Origin of the sequence: Kitasatospora sp. NPDC059327 (assembly GCF_042752535.1) — a bacterium.
Taxonomy (GTDB): domain Bacteria; phylum Actinomycetota; class Actinomycetes; order Streptomycetales; family Streptomycetaceae; genus Kitasatospora.
On record NZ_JBHYYB010000017.1, the window covers coordinates 22,464 to 40,379 of the forward strand.

The 17,916-nt window shown below is 73.7% G+C and carries 13 protein-coding genes; 12 read left to right on the plus strand and 1 reads right to left on the minus strand.

Annotation, left to right across the window (positions count from 1 at the left end; translation table 11 throughout):
• Positions 1–9: 9 nt before the first annotated feature.
• The 12 genes from ACFXHB_RS13300 to ACFXHB_RS13355 all read left to right on the plus strand — a co-directional run bounded on the left by ACFXHB_RS13300 (position 10) and on the right by ACFXHB_RS13355 (position 13,486).
• Complete coding sequence (locus tag ACFXHB_RS13300; protein ID WP_380574167.1) at positions 10–720, plus strand: GPR1/FUN34/YaaH family transporter; 711 nt, start codon at positions 10–12, stop codon at positions 718–720.
• 46 nt (positions 721–766) lie between these two features.
• Complete coding sequence (locus ACFXHB_RS13305; RefSeq protein ID WP_380574168.1) at positions 767–2,665, plus strand: amidohydrolase; 1,899 nt, start codon at positions 767–769, stop codon at positions 2,663–2,665.
• 123 nt (positions 2,666–2,788) lie between these two features.
• Entirely contained in the window at positions 2,789–3,475 is a 687-nt protein-coding gene (locus ACFXHB_RS13310; RefSeq protein ID WP_380574170.1) for a hydrolase, read from the plus strand.
• A 19-nt stretch (positions 3,476–3,494) separates the two neighbouring features.
• Positions 3,495–3,998 carry a DoxX family protein gene (locus ACFXHB_RS13315; RefSeq protein ID WP_380574171.1) on the plus strand — a complete coding sequence of 168 codons (504 nt, stop codon included), beginning with the start codon at positions 3,495–3,497 and terminating at the stop codon, positions 3,996–3,998.
• Positions 3,999–4,123: 125 nt separating this feature from the next.
• On the plus strand, positions 4,124–4,945 hold the full coding sequence (locus tag ACFXHB_RS13320) for an alpha/beta fold hydrolase (protein ID WP_380574172.1): 822 nt from the start codon (positions 4,124–4,126) through the stop codon (positions 4,943–4,945).
• Positions 4,946–5,257: 312 nt separating this feature from the next.
• Positions 5,258–7,984, plus strand: a complete 2,727-nt coding sequence (locus tag ACFXHB_RS13325) for an AAA family ATPase (RefSeq protein ID WP_380574173.1) — start codon at positions 5,258–5,260, stop codon at positions 7,982–7,984.
• A 242-nt stretch (positions 7,985–8,226) separates the two neighbouring features.
• Positions 8,227–9,192 (plus strand): helix-turn-helix domain-containing protein, encoded by a 966-nt coding sequence (locus ACFXHB_RS13330; RefSeq protein ID WP_380574174.1) that lies wholly within the window; start codon positions 8,227–8,229, stop codon positions 9,190–9,192.
• Positions 9,193–9,506: 314 nt separating this feature from the next.
• Positions 9,507–10,502, plus strand: a complete 996-nt coding sequence (locus tag ACFXHB_RS13335) for an alpha/beta hydrolase (protein WP_380574175.1) — start codon at positions 9,507–9,509, stop codon at positions 10,500–10,502.
• Between the two features lie 147 nt (positions 10,503–10,649).
• Positions 10,650–11,471, plus strand: coding sequence for an alpha/beta fold hydrolase (locus ACFXHB_RS13340; protein ID WP_380574176.1), 822 nt, complete (start codon positions 10,650–10,652; stop codon positions 11,469–11,471).
• Between the two features lie 254 nt (positions 11,472–11,725).
• Entirely contained in the window at positions 11,726–12,703 is a 978-nt protein-coding gene (locus ACFXHB_RS13345; protein WP_380574178.1) for a helix-turn-helix domain-containing protein, read from the plus strand.
• Positions 12,704–13,112: 409 nt separating this feature from the next.
• Positions 13,113–13,388, plus strand: coding sequence for a response regulator transcription factor (locus ACFXHB_RS13350; protein WP_380574179.1), 276 nt, complete (start codon positions 13,113–13,115; stop codon positions 13,386–13,388).
• Complete coding sequence (locus ACFXHB_RS13355) at positions 13,361–13,486, plus strand: LuxR C-terminal-related transcriptional regulator (protein ID WP_380574240.1); 126 nt, start codon at positions 13,361–13,363, stop codon at positions 13,484–13,486. The genes ACFXHB_RS13350 and ACFXHB_RS13355 overlap by 28 nt, the downstream gene beginning before the upstream one ends.
• Before the next feature lie 397 nt (positions 13,487–13,883).
• Here ACFXHB_RS13355 and ACFXHB_RS13360 read toward each other — a convergent pair whose 3' ends face one another.
• Positions 13,884–17,495 carry a ricin-type beta-trefoil lectin domain protein gene (locus ACFXHB_RS13360; protein WP_380574180.1) on the minus strand — a complete coding sequence of 1,204 codons (3,612 nt, stop codon included), beginning with the start codon at positions 17,493–17,495 and terminating at the stop codon, positions 13,884–13,886.
• Between the last annotated feature and the right edge of the window lie 421 nt (positions 17,496–17,916).

The window sequence follows — 17,916 nt, forward strand, 5'->3', positions numbered from 1 at the left end:
GTAGGCATCATGACGACCAGTGAGAGCTCCCCGGCCGAACCGCCCGGTGGCCGCCGCTTCGAGCCGGACCTGCGCCGGATGACGCGGATCAACCTGCGGCCGATCGCCTCGCCGATGCCGCTCGGGTTCTACGCGGTCGGGATCGCCTCGGTGCTGGTCGGCTGCTTCCAACTCGGCGTCTTCGAGGACGGCGCACGGCGTGCGGTGGGCCTGGCGATCCTGCCGGCGTTCGTCCTGCAACTGGTGGTGGCGGTGTTCGCCCTCGGTGCCCGGGACGTCCTCGCGGCGACCCTGATGGCCTGCTTCTCCGGCCTCTGGCTGGCGAGTTCGCTCGTCCTGGTGGTCGAGCCGGTCGGCGGCACCCGTGTCCTGGGGGTGCTGAACGCGACCTTCGCGCTGTTCGCGCTGATGATGGCGGCGGTCGCGGGTCGCAAGCGGGCCCTCTGGCTGGTGCTCTGCGCCGCGGTGCCCCGGTTCGCGGTGGCCGCGCTGGCCAACCTGACCGGTGTCGCCTGGCTGGGCACCCTTTCCGGCGCCCTCGGGCTGCTGCTCGCCGCTGTCGCCCTCTACACCGCGTTCGCGCTGATGCTGGAGGACATGCGGGGCGGGGAAGTCCTGCCGATCGGCCGCAGCGGCCCCGCCCACCACGCGGTGGAGGGCGATCTGACGGTCCAACTCCGCGATCTCGAACGCCAGGCCGGCGTACGCCGCACCCTCTGACCTCCTCCTGGCCCGTTCCCCCGGCCTCCTCCCGAAAGCGACGATCATGGCAGAATCCATGCCCGTCGGCGGCACTGTGCCCGCTGCCGGCCCGCCCCAGCACCCCGCCGACCTGGTACTGCGCAACGCGAAGATCCACACCGGCGACCCGGCCCGGCCCCGGGCCCGCGCGCTCGCCGTCCGCGACGGCCGGGTGCTCGCCCTGGGGGACGAGCGCGACGTCGCGGCCCACCTCGGCCCGGACACCAGGGTGGTCGACGGCCTGGGCCGACGGGTCGTCCCCGGGCTCAACGACTCCCACCTGCACGTCATCCGCGGCGGACTGAACTACGTCCTGGAACTGCGCTGGGACGGCGTGCGCTCGCTGCGCCGGGCCCTGGCGATGCTCCGCGAGCAGGCGGCCCGCACCCCGAAGGGCCAGTGGATCCGGGTGGTCGGCGGGTGGACGGCCGAGCAGTTCGCCGAGCGGCGGCCGCCCACCCCGGCCGAACTCAACGCCGCGGCACCGGACACCCCGGTCTTCGTCCTGCACCTCTACCAGTCCGCGATTCTGAACCGGGCCGCCGTGCGTGCGGCCGGCTTCACCCGCGACACGCCCGATCCGCGCGGCGGGCAGATCGTCCGGGGCCGCGACGGCGAACCCAACGGCGTCCTGCTGGCCGCCCCCGGCGCGCTGGTGCTGTACTCGACGCTGGCGAAGGCCCCCGCGCTGGACGCGGCCGACCGCAAGACCTCCACCCGGCACTTCCTGCGCGAGCTCAACCGCTTCGGCCTCACCTCGGCGGTGGACGCCGCCGGCGGCTTCCAGAACTTCCCCGAGAACTACGCCACCGTCATCGAGTTGGCCCGCGAGGGGCAGCTCACGCTGCGCATCGGCTACCACCTGTTCCCGCAGACCGCCGGACAGGAGCTCGACGACCTGCGCCGCTGGGTCGAGACGGTCCGCCCGGACGAGGGCGACGAGTGGCTGCGGCTGAACGGCGCGGGGGAGAACCTCACCTGGGCCGCCGCCGACTTCGAGAACTTCAGCGAGCCCCGGCCCGAACTGGAGGCCGGCTACGAGGGCCGCTTCGAGCAGGCCGTCCGGTTGCTGATGGAGCACGGCTGGGGCTTCCGGCTGCACGCGACGTACGACGAGACCATCCGGCGCGACCTCGCGGTCTTCGAGCGGCTCGCCGCGGACGGGCTCTTCCCGGCCGGCAACCGCTGGCTCTTCGACCACGCCGAGACCGTCTCCCCGGACAGCCTGGAGCGGATCGCGGCGCTCGGCGGCGCGATCAGCGTGCAGAACCGGATGTCCTTCCAGGGCTCGGCGTTCGTGGACCGCTACGGCGCCGAGGCCGCCGCCAGGACCCCTCCGGTGACGGAGATGCTGGCGCTCGGCCTGCCGGTCGCGGCCGGCACCGACGCCACCCGGGTCTCCTCCTACAACCCGTGGGTGGCCCTGCACTGGCTGGTGACCGGGCGGATCGTCGGCGGTCGCGGACTCTACCCGCCGGAGCGGCTGCTCTCCCGGGAGAGCGCGCTGGAGCTGTACACCCGCGGCGGCGCCCGGATCACCGGCGAGGAGGAGTCGAAGGGGCTCCTGAAGGAAGGTTTCCTCGCGGACTTCGCGGTGCTCTCCCAGGACTACTTCACGGTGCCCGCGGCGGACATCCCGCACATCGAGGCCGTGCTGACCGTGGTGGGCGGCCGCCTGGTCCACGCGGCGGCCGAGTACGAGGGCCTGGACGAGGCGGCGCCGCCGATCAGCCCGGCCTGGAGCCCGGTCGCCCACTTCGGCGGCTACCAGGCCTCCCCGCCGCCCTCGACCTCCGGCGCCCGGCAGGCCGACCGCCTGGCCGAGGTGGCGGCCGGTGCCGAGGAGCAGTACCGGTGGCGGCTCGCCCGCGGCCTGGAACCCGCCGGCCCGGCCGGCTTCGTCGACCCCTGCTTCGGGGGCTGACCAGCGGGGCCCGGGGCGCACCGCGAATCCCCGGCCGCCCCGGCCGCCCCGGCCGCGACGACCACCCGACGCTCCCTGCCCCTCCCTTCCCTGTCCCGACCCTCCCGATTCAAGGAGCCGACCATGACCGACCTCACCCCCGCACCCGACATCGACCTCACCGGCGTCTCGGCCCGGCCCAGCCCGGACCTCATCTCGCCCGACAACGCGATGATGCTGTTCGTCGACCACCAGCCGCAGATGTTCTTCGGCGCGGCGAGCGCCGACCGCGCCGGGGTCATCAACGCGACCGTCGGCCTGGCCAAGGCCGCCCGGGTCTTCGACGTCCCGGTAGTGCTCTCCACCGTCGCGGCGGAGTCCTTCTCCGGGCCGATCCTGCCGCAGCTGCGCGCGGTCTTCCCCGAGCACGAGGTCGTGGACCGCACCTCGATGAACGCCTGGGAGGACACCGCACTGGTCGAGGCGGTCAAGGCCACCGGCCGCCGCAAGATCGTGCTCTCCGGCCTCTGGACCGAGGTCTGCCTGGTCCTGCCGGCCCTGTCCGCGATATCCCAGGGCTACGAGGTGTACGTGGTCGCCGACGCCTCCGCCGGCGTCACGCCGGCCGCGCACGAGCACGCCCTCCAGCGGATGACCGCCGCCGGCGCGGTGCCGGTCACCTGGCTCCAGGTGCTGCTGGAGCTCCAGCGCGACTGGGCCCGCACCGAGACCTACGCGGACACCCTGGACGTGGTCAAGGAGCACGGCGGCGCGTACGGGATGGGCGTGGTCTACGCGCAGTCCATGATCGACCCGCACGCCGCGGGCTGACCGGGAACGGAACGAGACCATGGACACCGGTATGCTCATTCTCCGCCTGGTGACCGGGCTGCTGATCGCCGGCCACGGCATCCAGAAGGTCAGCTACCGGCTCGACGGCAGCGGCCTCGCGGGCGGCACCGAGGAGTTCCGGCACGACGGCTTCCGCGGCGGGACGCTCACCGCGCTCGCCGCCGGAGCCGGCCAGATCGGCTCGGGCCTGCTGCTGGCCGCCGGGGTGCTGACCCCGCTCGCGGCGGCCGGCGCGGCCGGGGTGATGACGGTCGCCCTGACCGTGAAGTGGCCGCACGGCCTGTGGGTGCAGAAGGACGGCTACGAGTACCCGTTGGTGCTGATCGTCGTCGCCACGGTGCTCGCGCTCACCGGGCCCGGCCGCTACTCCGTCGACCAGGTCCTGGGGTTGGCGCCCTGGGCCGCCTGGTGGGTGGCGGTCACCCTGCTGGGCGGCGTCGGCAGCGGGCTCGCCGTCCGCGTCCTGCTGCACCGCCCGGCCCCGGCACCCGCCGGCTCCTGAGGACGGGTCCCTTCGCCCGCCCGCCCGACCCCAACCCCCCTGATACCCCTCCACCCCTGACCTGTTCGACGCTCCCCGGCCCGGCCCACCGGCCAGGGCCCAGCACCGACATCGAAAGGCGCGTCATGCCCTTCATCACGCTCTCCGACGGCTCGCAGAAGTTCTTCAAGGACTGGGGCACCGGCCGTCCGGTGGTCCTCTCGCACGGCTGGCCGCTGAACGCCGACGCCTGGGACAGCCTCGCCGTCGCGGTCGCCGAGGCCGGCTATCGGGTCGTCGCCCACGACCGGCGCGGCCACGGCCGCTCCGGCCAGACCTGGGACGGCAACCACATGGACCAGTACGCGGACGACCTGGCCGAGCTGATGGAGCGGCTCGACCTCACCGACGCCGTCCTGGTCGGCCACTCGACCGGCGGTGGCGAGGTCGCCCGCTACCTCGGCCGCCACGGCAGCGACCGGGTGCGCAAGGCCGTGCTGCTCGGCGCGGTGCCGCCGCTGATGCTGCGGACCGAGGCCAACCCCGAGGGCACCCCGATCGAGGCCTTCGACGGCATCCGGGCCGGTGTGGCCGCCGACCGGTCGCAGTTCTACCACGACCTCAGCGAGGCGTTCTTCGGCTTCAACCGGCCCGGCGCCGAGGTGTCCGAGGGCAAGCGCCGCGAGTTCTGGCTGCAGGGCATGCAGGCCGGCCTCAAGGGGGCCCTGGGCTGCGTCGAGGCGTTCTCGGAGACCGACTTCACCGAGGACCTCAAGAAGATCGACATTCCGGTCCTGGTCGCCCACGGCGACGACGACCAGATCGTCCCGATCGCCGCCTCCGCGGAGAAGAGCGTCGAGCTGTTGTCCCAGGGCATCCTCAAGGTCTACCCGGGGGCCCCGCACGGCCTGGTCGGCGCGTACGAGGCCGCGTTCACCAAGGACCTGCTGGAGTTCGTCGCCGGCTGACCCGGCCGGTCGCCGCCCGGCCCCGGACTCCTCCGGTCCGACCCCGCGAGGACCGGTTCCGGCCGGCTCGATCGGCCACGCACCACCGCGCCACTGCACGCCCCGAGCGCCCCTCACCTGCGCCGACGCGCGGCCGAGGGGCCCTCGGGCGTTCCCGGACCGGCACGCGGACCGCCGTCGGGCGGTTAGCCTTGAGCCTGCCCGGCGACGGGTCGCCGTCGGGCGGCCCCGGCCCGTCGGGTCCCGCGCGCCCGCGCGGGGAGCGACGATCTGCCGACCCCCTCCGGGCGGTCGCCGGCCCGGGGAGCGACGGTGCGGGAGATCTGCGGTCCGCTCCTGGTCGGTCGCCGGCGGGAGACGGACCTGCTGGACGCGGCGCTGACCCGGGCGGCCGGTGGCGCGGGCGGCTCGGCCGTCCTGGTGCGGGGCGAGCCGGGGGTCGGCAAGAGCACGCTGCTGGAGCGGACGGCCCGCGAGGCACGCGCGCGCGGGTTCACCGTGCTGAGCGCGGTCGGCGCCGAGGCGGAGACCGACTTCGCGTTCGGGGCGCTCCACCAGGCCGTCTGGGCCCTGCTGGCCGACTCCCGCGCACTGTCGGCCCATCAGCGGGTGGCCCTCGAAAGCGCCCTGGGCGTCCAGGCCGGGACCGCGCCGAGCGGGTTCGCCGTCGGCGCCGCCACGCTGGCCCTGCTGGCCGAGGCCTCGCTGGGCGGGCCGCTCCTGCTGCTGCTGGACGACCTGCACTGGATCGACTCCTCCAGTGCCACGGTGTTCGCGTTCGTCCGCAGGCGCTGCGCCGAGCTGCCGCTGGTGGTCGTCGGCGCGAGCCGCCCGGCTGGTCCGGTGGCCCAGTCGTGGTCGGCCGAGCCCATCGAGGTGCGGGCACTCGCCGAGCCGGACGCCGCCCTGCTGTTGCGGCGGAGCTACCCGCAGCTGGCGGCGACCGCCGCCCGGCGGGTCCTGCGGGAGGCGGCCGGCAACCCGCTCGCGCTGGTCGAGCTGCCGCGTCAGCTGGCCGCGGACCAGCGGCGGGGGGTCGTCCCGCTGCCCGACCGCCTTCCGTTGGGGCGTCACCTGGAGCGGATGTTCGCCGGGCGGCTCGCCGCGCTGACCCCGTCCGCCGGCCGGCTGCTCCTGCTGGCGGCACTCGCCGCCGGGCCGGACTCCTCCGGCGGGGTGTGGCTGCGGGCCGTCGCCGGCGAGGACGCCCAGGAGGCCCTGGCGCAGATCGAGGCCGGCGGGCTGGCCCGGCTGGACCACGCCGGCCGGCTGGTCTTCCGTCACCCCTTGGTGCGCACGGCCGTGATCTCGGCGGCCACGCCGGCCGCGCGGCGCGAGGCGCACCGCGCGCTCGCCGCCCGACTGGCACCGGAGGACCCGCAGCGGCTGGTGCACGAGGCGTCGGCGGCGCTGTTCCCGGACGAGGACCTGGCCCGCCGGCTCCAGGAGGCCGGCAGCCGGCTGGCCCGCCGGGGCGGCGACGCGGAAGGGGCGTTGCTGCTGGACCGCGCCGCCGCGCTCAGCGCCGACCCGGACGAGCGGGCCCGGCGGCTCACCTGGGCGGCGGTGATGGCGGCCCGCGGCGGCCGGCTGCGGCACAGCGCGGCCCTGGTGGCGGAGCTGCGGACCCGGCCGGTGCCGCCGGACATCGCGCCGCTGTTCGCCTACGCGGTGGTGTACGTCGACCAGAGCCACCGGATCGACTTCGAGTCGGCCGCCGCCCTGCTGCCCGCGGCCCTCGACGCGCTGGCCGCCCCCGGAGCCGAGACCTTCGACGGGCTGGCCGAGCAGGTCTTCTTCAAACTGCTGCTCACCGCGACCTACACCGACGACCCGAGGGCCTGGCAGGCGCTGGACCGCCACCGCGAGCACGCCTCCGAGCCCGCCCGGCTCTGCCACCGGGCCTGGCTGGACCCGGCCCGGACCGCCCGCGGGGTGGCCCGGGAGCTGACCGCGCTGGTCGACCGGATGAGCGAGGAACAGGAGGCGGGGGCCGCCTGGCTGCTGCTCTGGACCGCCTCGGCGGTCGACGTCGCCGACGGTGACCTGTGGCGGCGCTTCACCGGCCTGCACGGCTACGCCACCCAGGGCTCCGTCGCGAAGGCCACGTGCTACCAGGACTTCCTGCGCGGCCGCTGGGAGCTCGCGGACGTCTGCCTGCGCGAGGCCGAGGCGGCCGGGGAACTCGGCTACCACTGCAACGCGCTGATGTTCCGCCACTACCACGCGCACTTCCTGGCCGGGCGCGGCGACGAGGCCGGCCTGGCGGAGACGGTCCGGCTGATCGGGCCGGTGGCCGCCCGCGCCGGGATGCGGTTCGTGCTGGACCGGCTGACCCATCTGCAGGGGCTGGCCGCGCTGGCGCACGGGCGCTACGAGGAGGCGTACACGCACCTCACCGGGCTGCTGCCGGCCGGTCGGCGGCCCGGGGGCGTGCCCTGGTTCCACCAGCTCGCCTTCGACCTGGTCGACGCCGCCGTGCACACCGGCCGGCACGCCGAGGCCCGCGCCCACGTCGCCGCCGGGGCGGCCGGGCGCGCCGGTGAGATCTCCGGTCACCACACCTTCCTGTTCGCGGCGGCGGCCGCCCTGGCGGCCGAGGACGACGCGGCCGACCGGGCCTACCGCGCCGCGTACGACGTACCGGGCGCCGAGCAGTGGGTCTTCGAGCTGGCCCGGCTGCGGCTGGCCCACGGCTCCTGGCTGCGCCGCCGGCACCGGGCCGAGGCCCGGGAGGTGCTGCGCGCGGCGCACCGGGCCTTCCGGGGGCTCCGGGCGGAGCCGTGGGCCCGGCGCTGCGAGGAGGAGCTGCGGGCCGCCGGCGGTCCGGTCGCGGCGGAGCCGAACCGGGTGCCCGACGCGCTGACCGGGCAGGAGCTGCGGATCGCCCGGCTCGCCGCGACCGGCCTGAGCAACAAGGACATCGGGCACCGGCTCGGGCTCTCGCACCGCACCGTCGCGGCGCACCTGTACAAGATCTTTCCCAAGCTCGGCATCGCCTCGCGGGCGGCGCTCACCCAGGCCCTGGAGGGTCGGTGAGGCCGCGGGCAGGAGCTGCCCCGGGCCCGCGCGGCGCCCGTCCGCCCCGTCGAAGGCTGTCCCGGCCGTGCACCGTGACCCGTCGCCGGCTGTGCCGGCCGCGCACTCCCCGTGCCTCTCGGCGCACGCCCCACCGCATCGGGCGGTGCGACAGTCAGATGACCTAGGCGACCCGCTACCCCCCGGCCCAGGCTGGTCGTGCGGGGCCTGGGCCGCGCGTGCCGACAGAAAGGGGCAGCCTGGTGAACCAGCGGGTCACGACCGCCGCGGTGCCGGACGGGGAGAAGGCGGTGCACTGGGGCCGGGCGGTGTCGTACGCCCTGGCGCCGGTGGAGGTGGTGCCGCTCGCCGACGGCCCGTTCGACGGCCGGCTGGAGTCGCACCGGCTGGGCAGTCTGCGGGTGTCCACCCTGGAGGCGGACGCGACCCGGCTGTCCCGCACACCGGGCCTGATCGCGCGTTCGCCGGGCGCCGAGCCGCAGGTGGCGGTGGGCGTCCAGGTGTCCGGACGGGCCGTGCTGACCCAGGACGGCCGCCGGGCCGAGGTCGCGGCCGGGGACCTCGTGCTGTACGACACCGCGCGGCCCTACTCCGTGGACTACCCGGAGCGCTTCCGCTCCCACGTGTTCCACCTGCCGCACCGGCTGCTCGGGGTGCCGGAGGCCGAGATCCGTCGGGTGACGGGCCGGGCCGTCGGCTCGCGGGAGAGCCTGGGGGCCGTCCTGCTCCCCTTCCTCGACACCCTCGCCGATGCCGCGCCCAGCTACCCGGCCGCCGCCGGTGACCTGCTGGCCGACAGCGTCGCCGACCTCTTCCTGACGCTCGTCACCGAGCTCGCCGGCCGGCCGGCCGCCGACCCCGACGACGCGAACGCCCATCTCGTCCGGCTGGTCCGGACCCACATCGACGGCCGGCTCGGCGACCCCGGGCTGACCCCGCAGAGCATCGCCGACGCCCACCGCATCTCGGTCCGCTACCTGCACCGGCTCTTCGAGGGGGAGGGGGTGACGGTGAGCCGGCTGATCCAGCGGCGCCGGCTGGAGGAGTGCGCCCGGGAGCTCGGCCGGCGCGGCCGCAGCGCACCGACCGTCTCGGCGGTCGCCCAGCGCTGGGGGTTCGTCAATCCCGCGCACTTCAGCCGGGCGTTCCGGGCCGCCTACGGGACGTCCCCGCGCGAGTGGCGGGCGCGCCGGGCGGCGGAGGCCTGACCGTCGGGCGCGCCGGACGGAGCAGGCCTGACCGGCGGCCGTGCACGGAGGGGCGGATTCCGGTTCCCGCTCGGCATGGTTCCGGACCGCACCGGTCCCTAGCGTGGAGACGTGCGGTCCGGGCGCCCCGGGCCCCGGCCCGGCACGCTCTCCGGGCACGGTGGCGGTTCCCCCGGCTCGCCGCCGTGCCCGGAACCGCGGCGGCCGCCGCGCACCGCGGTTGCGGACACCCGAGCGAGGCGCCGACCGGCCCAGGGAAGCGCCTACCACCCGCGGCAGCCGGTCCGACCGGCCACCAGGCCAGGAGCAGACCCGTGTCCGACAGCGCCACCCCCGAAGCCCGCGGCCCGATCCTGGACGGCGACCTCCAGGAGTTCCTGACCGCCCGTTCGCACGCCCGCCGCCCCGGTCCGGCGGCGTCCGGGGAGGCCGCGCCCGACCCCCTCGACCTCTCCTTCCTGGCCGGACCGCACCCGTCGGACGGCCACCGGGACACGGTCACCACCCGGCTGGCCCTGCCCACCCCGAATGGTCGCGTCCGGATCCAGGTGATCAGACCGGTCGACGCGGCCCGGCCGACCCCGGTCGTCCTCTACCTGCACGGCCTCGGCTGGGCGCTGGGCGACGCCGACAGCTACCGCCACCTGCTGCGCGAGTTCGCCGTGGGCGCGGACGCCGCGGTGGTCTTCGTCGACTACGGGCGGCCGCCCGCCGCGCGGTTCCCGGTCGCCGTCGAGCAGTGCTACGCCGTGGCCCGCTGGATCGCCGAGCACGGGCACGAGATCGGGCTCGACGGGAGCCGGATGGCCGCGGCCGGTGACTCGGCGGGTGCCAACCTCGTCGCGGCACTGACCCTGCTCCTGCGCCGGCGCGGCGGTGCCCGGCTGCTCCACCAGGTGCTGCTCTGCCCGGTCACCGACGCGGACTTCGACACCCCGTCCTACCGCGCCTTCGCCGAGGGGTACTTCCTTCACCGGGCGGACATGCGCCGCTTCTGGGACGCCTACCTGCCCGACCCGGCCCACCGCACCCAGGCCGTCGCCGCCCCGCTGCGCGCCGAACCGTCGGAACTCACCGGCCTGCCACCGGCATTGGTGATCACCGCGGAGGCCGACGTGCTGCGCGACGAGGGCGAGGCCTACGCGGCCCGGCTGCGCCGGGCGGGTGTCCCGGTGGTGGCCACCCGGTACCAGGGCGTCGTGCACGGCTTCGTACTGCTCGACTCCCACTGCCGCACCGACTCGGCCCGCTCCGCCCTGATCCAGGCCGTGGACACCCTGCACATCGCCCTGCACCGCCGGGCCTGGTAGCCCGGGTCCGCCGTCCGTCGGGGACCCTCGGCCGGGCGCGGTCGCCCGGCGGACAGAGGGTGTGCGCTGTCGGCACAGCCGGGCCCCTGCCCGTCCGTACGGTCGACGACAGTCCGCCCCCCGTACGGCCGAGCCACGGAGCCCCGCATGCCCTTCCTGACCGTCGGCGAGGAGAACGCCGCTCCGGTGCGCCTCTACTACGAGGACCACGGGACGGGCCGTCCGGTGGTCCTGGTGCCCGCCTGGCCGCTCAACGCCGCCTCCTGGGAGAGCCAGGAGGCGGCCCTGCTCGCGGCCGGCCACCGTGTCGTCAGCTACGACCGGCGGGGTTTCGGCCGCTCCGACCGGCCCTGGGACGGGTACGACCTCGACACCCTGGCGACCGATCTGCACACCCTGGTCACCGCACTCGACCTGCGGGACGCGACCCTGGTCGGCTACTCGCTCGGCGGTGGCGAGGTCACCCGCTACCTCGCCGTCCACGGCTCCGGACGGGTCCGCTCCGCCGTCCTCATCGCCGCCGCCCCGCCGTACCCGTGCGGTGCCCACGACCGCCCCGGCAGCGGTGCCCTGAGCGCGCTGCGCGAGACGGTGGTGACCGACCGGGCCGCCTTCATGACCGGCTACCTGCACGACCTGTACGCGGTGGACCTGCTGCGCGGCGCCGGAGTGAGCGAGCGGGTGGCCGCCTACCACCGGGGCGTGGGCCTGGAGTCCTCCGCCCGCGCCACCACCGCCTGCGCGGACGCCTGGGGCACCGATCTGCGGCCCGACCTGCCCCGGATCGACGTGCCGGTGCTGGTCCTGCACGGCGCCGCCGACCGGACCCTGCCGCCGGGCGTGACGGCCGAACCGCTGGCCGCCCTGCTCGCCGACGCCACCCTGCGCATCGTCCCGGGCGCGCCGCACGGCCTGATCTTCACGCACGCCGAGGAGGTCAACTCCGAACTGGCCGCCTTCCTCGCCTGATCCCGCGCCCGGGGCGGGGGCGGGGGACCGGGGGCGCCGGGAGCGGGGCTCGCCGGGGCGAAGTTCCTCCTGCTGTTCTTCCTGGCCGAGTGCCCCCCGGCGGGTTGGAATGGGAGGGCGGGCGCGGCGGCTTCTCCGGCCGGCCCGGGCGACGGCCCGGGCGCCCGGCCGTCACGGCCCCGCGCCGCCACCCTCACCCCGCGTCAGCACACGGCCCGTCCGGACACCACCCGGCGGCCACCGCAGGAGCACCGATGTCCGCCCTCACCCTCGCCCCGTCCTCACCCGGCGCGGTGCCCGCCGCCCGCCGCCCGCACCGGGCCTGCGACCCGTCCGGCCCGTCTGCCGTGCCGCCGCCACCGCCCCGGGGCGTCCCGTACGCCGCGAGCATCGCCGGCCACCGGCTCGGCCCGCTGCGGATCTCCTCGATCGTGGCCGGTCCCTGGCCGGCCGCGCACGGCCGCGCTCCGGTCCTGTGCGGCCGGGAGGACCACGTCACCCTGGTCCTCCCGCACCACGGCACGGCCGCGCTGCTCCTGGACGGCCACCGGCTGCCGCTGCGACCGGGCGCGTTCGCCGTCGCCCGGGCCGGCCGCCCGGTCGTCCTGGAGGTCTCGGAGGACTTCTCCGGCACCGCGTTCCACTGGCCCCGGGAGGCCGCCGGGCTGGCCGAGGACGATCTGCGCGAGCTGTCCGGGACGGCCTTCGGGACGGACACCGGCACGGCCGCGCTGGTGGCCGCCTACCTCGGCCGGCTGGCCCGGCCGGTGGACTCGCTGGACCTGCGGACGGCCGCCCGGCTCGCCGGCACGGCCCAGGACCTGCTCGCCGTCCTCGCCCAGGAACACCGCCGGCGCGCGGCCCGGCCGGCTCCCGAGGAGGTCCGGGCCACGATCGCCCGGACGAAGGAGTACATCCTGCGGCGGCTGGGCGATCCCGCTCTCACCCCGGAGGGCATCGCGGCCGCCCACCACTTCTCGGTGCGCTACCTCCACAAGCTCTTCCAGTACGAGGGCGTGACCGTGGGCCGTTGGATCCAGCGCCGCCGCCTGGAGATGTGCCGCCGCGACCTGGCCCGCCCCTCGGCCCGCCCGGCCACCGTGGCGGCCGTCGCCGGCCGCTGGGGGTTCGTCAGCACCAGCCACTTCAGCCGGGTGTTCCGGGCCACCTACGGGGTCACCCCGCGCGCCTGGCAGGCCGGCGCCCGCGAGCCGGAGGCCTGGCCGGCCTGACGGCGGACGGGGCCGGTGCCGGGGCCCGGCCGGCCCGGCGGGGCGGGCCGCTCAGCGGTCTCCGTCGCGAGCGGCCGGCCGGCCGAATTTCGCTCCCCAGGACCGAAATTCATCCGGAGCCGGAGATCCCGCAGGGGCTGCGGCGCGCCCACCAGGCCCAGCGGCCCAGCAGCGGGGATGGAGGAACGGACCTTGCTACTGGACCTGGAGAACGACCTGCCCCGCCCGGACGGAGCGGACGGGACCGGACGGCCGGAACGCGGCGGCACCGGCTACGGGCTGCTCGGGATGCGCGAGCGTGTCGCGCTGGTCGGAGGCTCCCTCGATGCCGGCGCGACAGCCGACGGCTGGCGTCTGACCGCCCGGCTGCCCGCCGCCTCCCGACCTCCGCACCGGCCGGGAGCCGAGCGTGATCAAGGTGCTGATCGGCGACGACCAGCAGCTGGTCCGTGCCGGCGTCCGGATGCTCTGCGAGTCCACCTCGGACCTCACCGTAGTGGGGGAGGCGGCGAAGGGAACGGAGGCGCTGCGGTTCGCCGAACAGCCGTCGCCGGAGGTCGTCCTGATGGACCTGCACATGCCCGCCATGGACGGCACCTCGGCGACCGGGAGCGGGAGGTCCTCCGGCTGGTCGCGGCCGGACACTCCAACAACGACATCGCCGATCGGTTGCACGTCGGCGTGACGACGGTGAAGACCCATCTGTCGAACCTGATGACCAAGACCGGCAGCCTGAACCGGGTCCGACTGGCGGTGCTGGCCATCCAACAGAGCCTGGCGTAGCACTGAACCCGCCCGTCGGCCCCCGCGGAGGGGGTCGACGGGCGGCAAGGGGTCTCGTGGGGCGGAGGTCATGGCGGTTCCTGTGCCCACTCGCGACTCCTGGCCGGGCAGCGCCGGGCGGGGTCTGTCCAGGGTTCGCGCGCGAGGGTAGCGGACCTCGCCCAGCGGGGCCGGGGCGAGTTTCGCCCCGGCGTGTGCAGGCCGTCGGCAGAGCGGGGTGTTCCAGCCACAATCGGCACTCGGGAGTCGGCGATATCGCGTAGACGTTCTGAAGTCGGCCATTCGGCCCGATTATGGGGGACAGGGGCTTTCCGGCCCGGGGCCGGGATCCTTCATGGTCGAAGGGTCCTTGCCCCGGGCCGAGTACATCTAGGTCACCAGCTAGGCCTGGGTGATTTCAGCGGTTTCGCTCAGGGTTGAGTGTCCATTGCTGGTTACCCTGGAGACCTGGGCAGCTCCAGATGCCCAGGTGGGTCCCCTGGTCGACTGCCCAACCTGGCAGTTCGAGGCAAAGACCCTCGGGGCTGGTGGCAGCGTCGACGGAACTCGGAAGGTAGACGCGGCCGTCTGGGCGCATGGCCCACTTCTGCCCGCCCTTGTTCTCGCAGCGAGCGAGGACGACTGCGGCTCCGTTGCCGAGTGCGTTGTCCTTGGTCGACACGCAGTAGTTGCCGGCGCGAATGGTTCCGTCGGTGGCGAAGTTGAAGCGCTGGTTGGTTGTGTTCCAGCAGCCCCAGATAGCGAGTTGGGCGTCGATGCGGGGGCCGCCCTCGGTGTCGGCGCACTGCCAGGGCGCGAGGCCGGGATGGAGGGAGACGCTGGCATCGGAGTAGCCGACCAGGCTCCACTGACCGAATCCGTCGACCTTGCTCTCGGTGTTGTCGTTACTTCGTCCGGGGAAGACGGCGATGGCGTTCGTTCCGTCGATCACCCAGAGGTCGGCGTAGCCGTCGTTGTTGAGGTCGCCGGCGCCGATCCGGCTGTGGCTCGTGGCTGTCAGGCCGGCACCGGTGAGGATCCGGGTCCCGGCACCGGGCTTGGTGAGGGCGCTGTAGTCGGGCGCCCCGTTCTTCCAGGTGATGGGGTACGCGTAGATGTCGCCGGTGGCGCGGTGGCGGGCCCAGAGGGTTGCTTGCCTCTTGCTCTCGGTAGCGGAAATTCCGGTGAGGCCGTTGGCGGGGCCGGGGTTGATGAGGTCGTAGTCGTCCCAGGACCCGTTGCCGGGCAGGGTGGGGATGAGGTTCGCGGTCGGCATCACGTCGTCGGACGTGCCGTGCGGAAAGAGGTAGAGCTTGCCGTTCTCGACGGTGAGCAGGGAGGTGCGGGTGTTGGTGACGGTCAGGTCGCCCTGTTTCTTGAGGGACTCGCCTTCGGGTGTGCCGATGGCGACGACCTGGGAGACGTCCGACCAGTACTGCGTGTTGTAGCCGTCGCAGGCAGCGAGGGTCTCGACGGTCTCGCAGTCGCCCGGCCGGGTCAGGCTGCCGGAGCGGATCGCATCGAAGTGACCGGCGCCGTCGCTGGTCACGACGTACAGCTTCTTCTTGAGGTCGGCGTCCTTGGTGTTGTGGGCAATGATCTGGTCCACCGCCTGGCCGGAGTTGAGAGTGCCGCGGTGGGTGATCTGGTAGTCGGCCCATGTGGGCTTGTGCGTGCTGTCGGTTCCTGGTGCGGCGGCCGCAGGGGCCAGGGAGTTCAGCGGGTCGGTGATGCCGCCGATGATCCGCAAGTTGCCGTTGGCGTCGGTGATGACGATGTCGGGCTTCTGGTCGTTGTCGACGTCGCCGAAGACCGGCTGGGTGCCGGGCTTCCAGGGTGCGTAGAAGTTGTAGTCGGCGCGCTGGCTGTAGTTGCCCGCGACATCCATGGCCCAGGCGTAGACGCTGTTGGTGCCCCAGTTGCGTGGAGCGAACTGGACCGGAGTGCCTGGCCAGTAGGTATCGGGCTGGCCGCACTGCCATCCGGCGAGCGGGGTGGAGTCGGTGCTGAAGCGGATGCACGCGATGCCGGAGGCCTGGAGGCCGCTGCCGGGGGAGGGGTCCTCGGCGCTGATGACGAAGGTGCCGGGATGATCAGTGTCGCCCGCGTACCTGGCGGGGCTGGGATTGGGGGTACCGGAGGGTGGGAAGTCGGTGGAGTTGATACTCAGGCGGGGGTTGGTCTTGTCGACGCGGAAGTAGCACCAGTTGCTCGCGGGAGAGGCGAGCAGATCGTCGGTGGAGTGGGCGAGCCAGCCGTACTGGTGCCCGTCCGACAGTGATCCGACGCTGACTGTCACGCCGGGGTTGTTGTAGCTGCCACCCCAGTCACCCGGGCGGGGACGGAAGTCGGAGTCGTTGTCGTCCCACATCTGGTAGCCCGTGTAGAGGGGCTGGCCGCTGGGGGAGTAGCTGTTGGCGGTGAGGTAGATGTTCTGGTTGCTGCCGATCCAGCCGGGGTTGTCCCAGGGGTTGGTGCCGCCGCTGGTGCACCGTGGGGGATTCGTGTCGCCAGGCCTGTTGGCGAACCCGGGGGTGGGACTGGTGCGCGGGTCCCAGATGGTGGGGGTGATGTCGTAGGTGGTGGTGACGCTGGGGTTGCTGGCGATGGCGTGCCGGAAGGCCTTGTCGAACTCGTTGGTCTGAGGGGCGATGGCGATGGTCCAAGTGGCCCACTTGCCGGCGGCGGCGCGCTTCATCATATCGGTGACGTCGATGGCAAGGGGAACGGTGCCGGTCACCGACTGACTGCTGACCAGCGGGCAGTTCTGCATGACCACGCTCTTGTCGTTCCCGCACGGTTGACGGAGCCAGCTGGTGTGCTCGTCGATACCGGTGGGGGCCCAGAACACGGCGAGCGGGGTGTTGGCAGTGGGGTTGGCGGCGCTGGTGACCTGACCGTTGAGGGTGGAGGTGAACAGCGTCGGTGGAACTTCGGCGCCATTGGCCTTGCTGTAGATGGCGGGGTTGACGTTGAACTGGAAGTAGGCGCGCTGGCGGCCTTCTTTGCCACAGTCGAGGTTGGGGTCGGGGCTGTGGTAGCCGCAGAAACCGGTGGAGAGGCTGGACTTCTTGTTGTAGTTCTCCGCCGTCTCGTGGTTCTCCTGGACCTCCACCGAGCTCTGGGTGTAGCTGGTGACGGCTGTGAGTGATGGGTCCAGGTACCAGGGGCCGGTGCCGGTGCCGAGAGCGTCCTGGTCGGGCGTCAGCTCAAGGATGTTGCCAATGACCTTGCTGCCGATCGCGGCGACGTTGGCGCCGTCCCCGGGCGCCTCCGTGGTCGACGGCGCACCGCTGCCGACGTGCTGCGGTGCGGCGGCCGGGGCCGCGGCGGCGAGCTTGGCGGACCTGGGCGTGATGGTGGGGGAGCCGGTAGCGGAGCGGGAGGAGTCCCACTGCAGGGGGGCCGGTGAACGGAAGCGCAATCCGCCGGCGTCGTCCTTGACCTCGATGCGCCCCTGATCGTCGGAGGAGACGGTCAGGCCCTGGCCGGAGAGTGGGAAGTGCAGGGTCTTGAGCGCCGGGTTCGCGGCGGCCTGCGGCGTGCGGACGACGATCACGTCGCGCCATCCGCCGACCGGGAGCGCGGTCAGCTGGAGATCGACACCGGGCAAGACGTCTGTGTAGGTGGCGGTGGCTCCGTTCAACGTTGGCCTGGGCAGCGTGAACGGGGCGTTGACGGACAGTTGCTTGCCGTCCGAGGTCAAGACGGTGGCCATGGCTCCGCTGCCGCCGCCGGAGAACGTCAGACCGGTGGTCGCGACGGCGGGGCTGAGAGTCCCGTCCGAGTTGGGGCGGAGCGTTGAGTCGATGTCGGCCCACGTGCCGCCGCGCCTGGTCCGTACGGGCAGGGCGTCGTCGGTGGTCGTCAGCGTGCCGTCGGGGTTCGCGACGGTCTTCGACGCTTCGTCGGTCATCGCGTCCACGACGACCGGCTTGCCGGTCGACCTGGCCTTGGTGACGGCATCGAGCATCGCCTGCTGCAGCGGTGTACGGGTCGGCGCGGGCGTCGAAGGGGTGAGGGGGAGCACGCCGCCCACCGGTCCGTGAGAAGGCGGTGCGGTGCCGTCAGCGGCGAGTGCAGCCGGCGCCGTGAGCAGGCCGAAACCGAGGATGCAGCTTGCGCCCCAGGCGGTCATGCGGATCGCGCGAGTGCGTATCGATGTCGGCGGTGGCGTTTTCGTGCATGGGTATGACGTGGCGGACATGTCGGTGGAGTGATCCCTCCCGGTTTGAAGCTCCGTTTCGGAGCGGTGTTCGGGTCGGAACGATGCGGGTTGACCTGCGCTTAGGTCAACCCGATTGACGTCTTGGGATGACATGTCCGAAACGCGACAGATGATCAGATAAAGAATCTGTAAACATTACATACATGGTGACCGAACGACCTGGCGGCGTATTGGATTCCTCACCTATCGTCACTTCGATCATAAGACAGCTGTGCCTGTATGA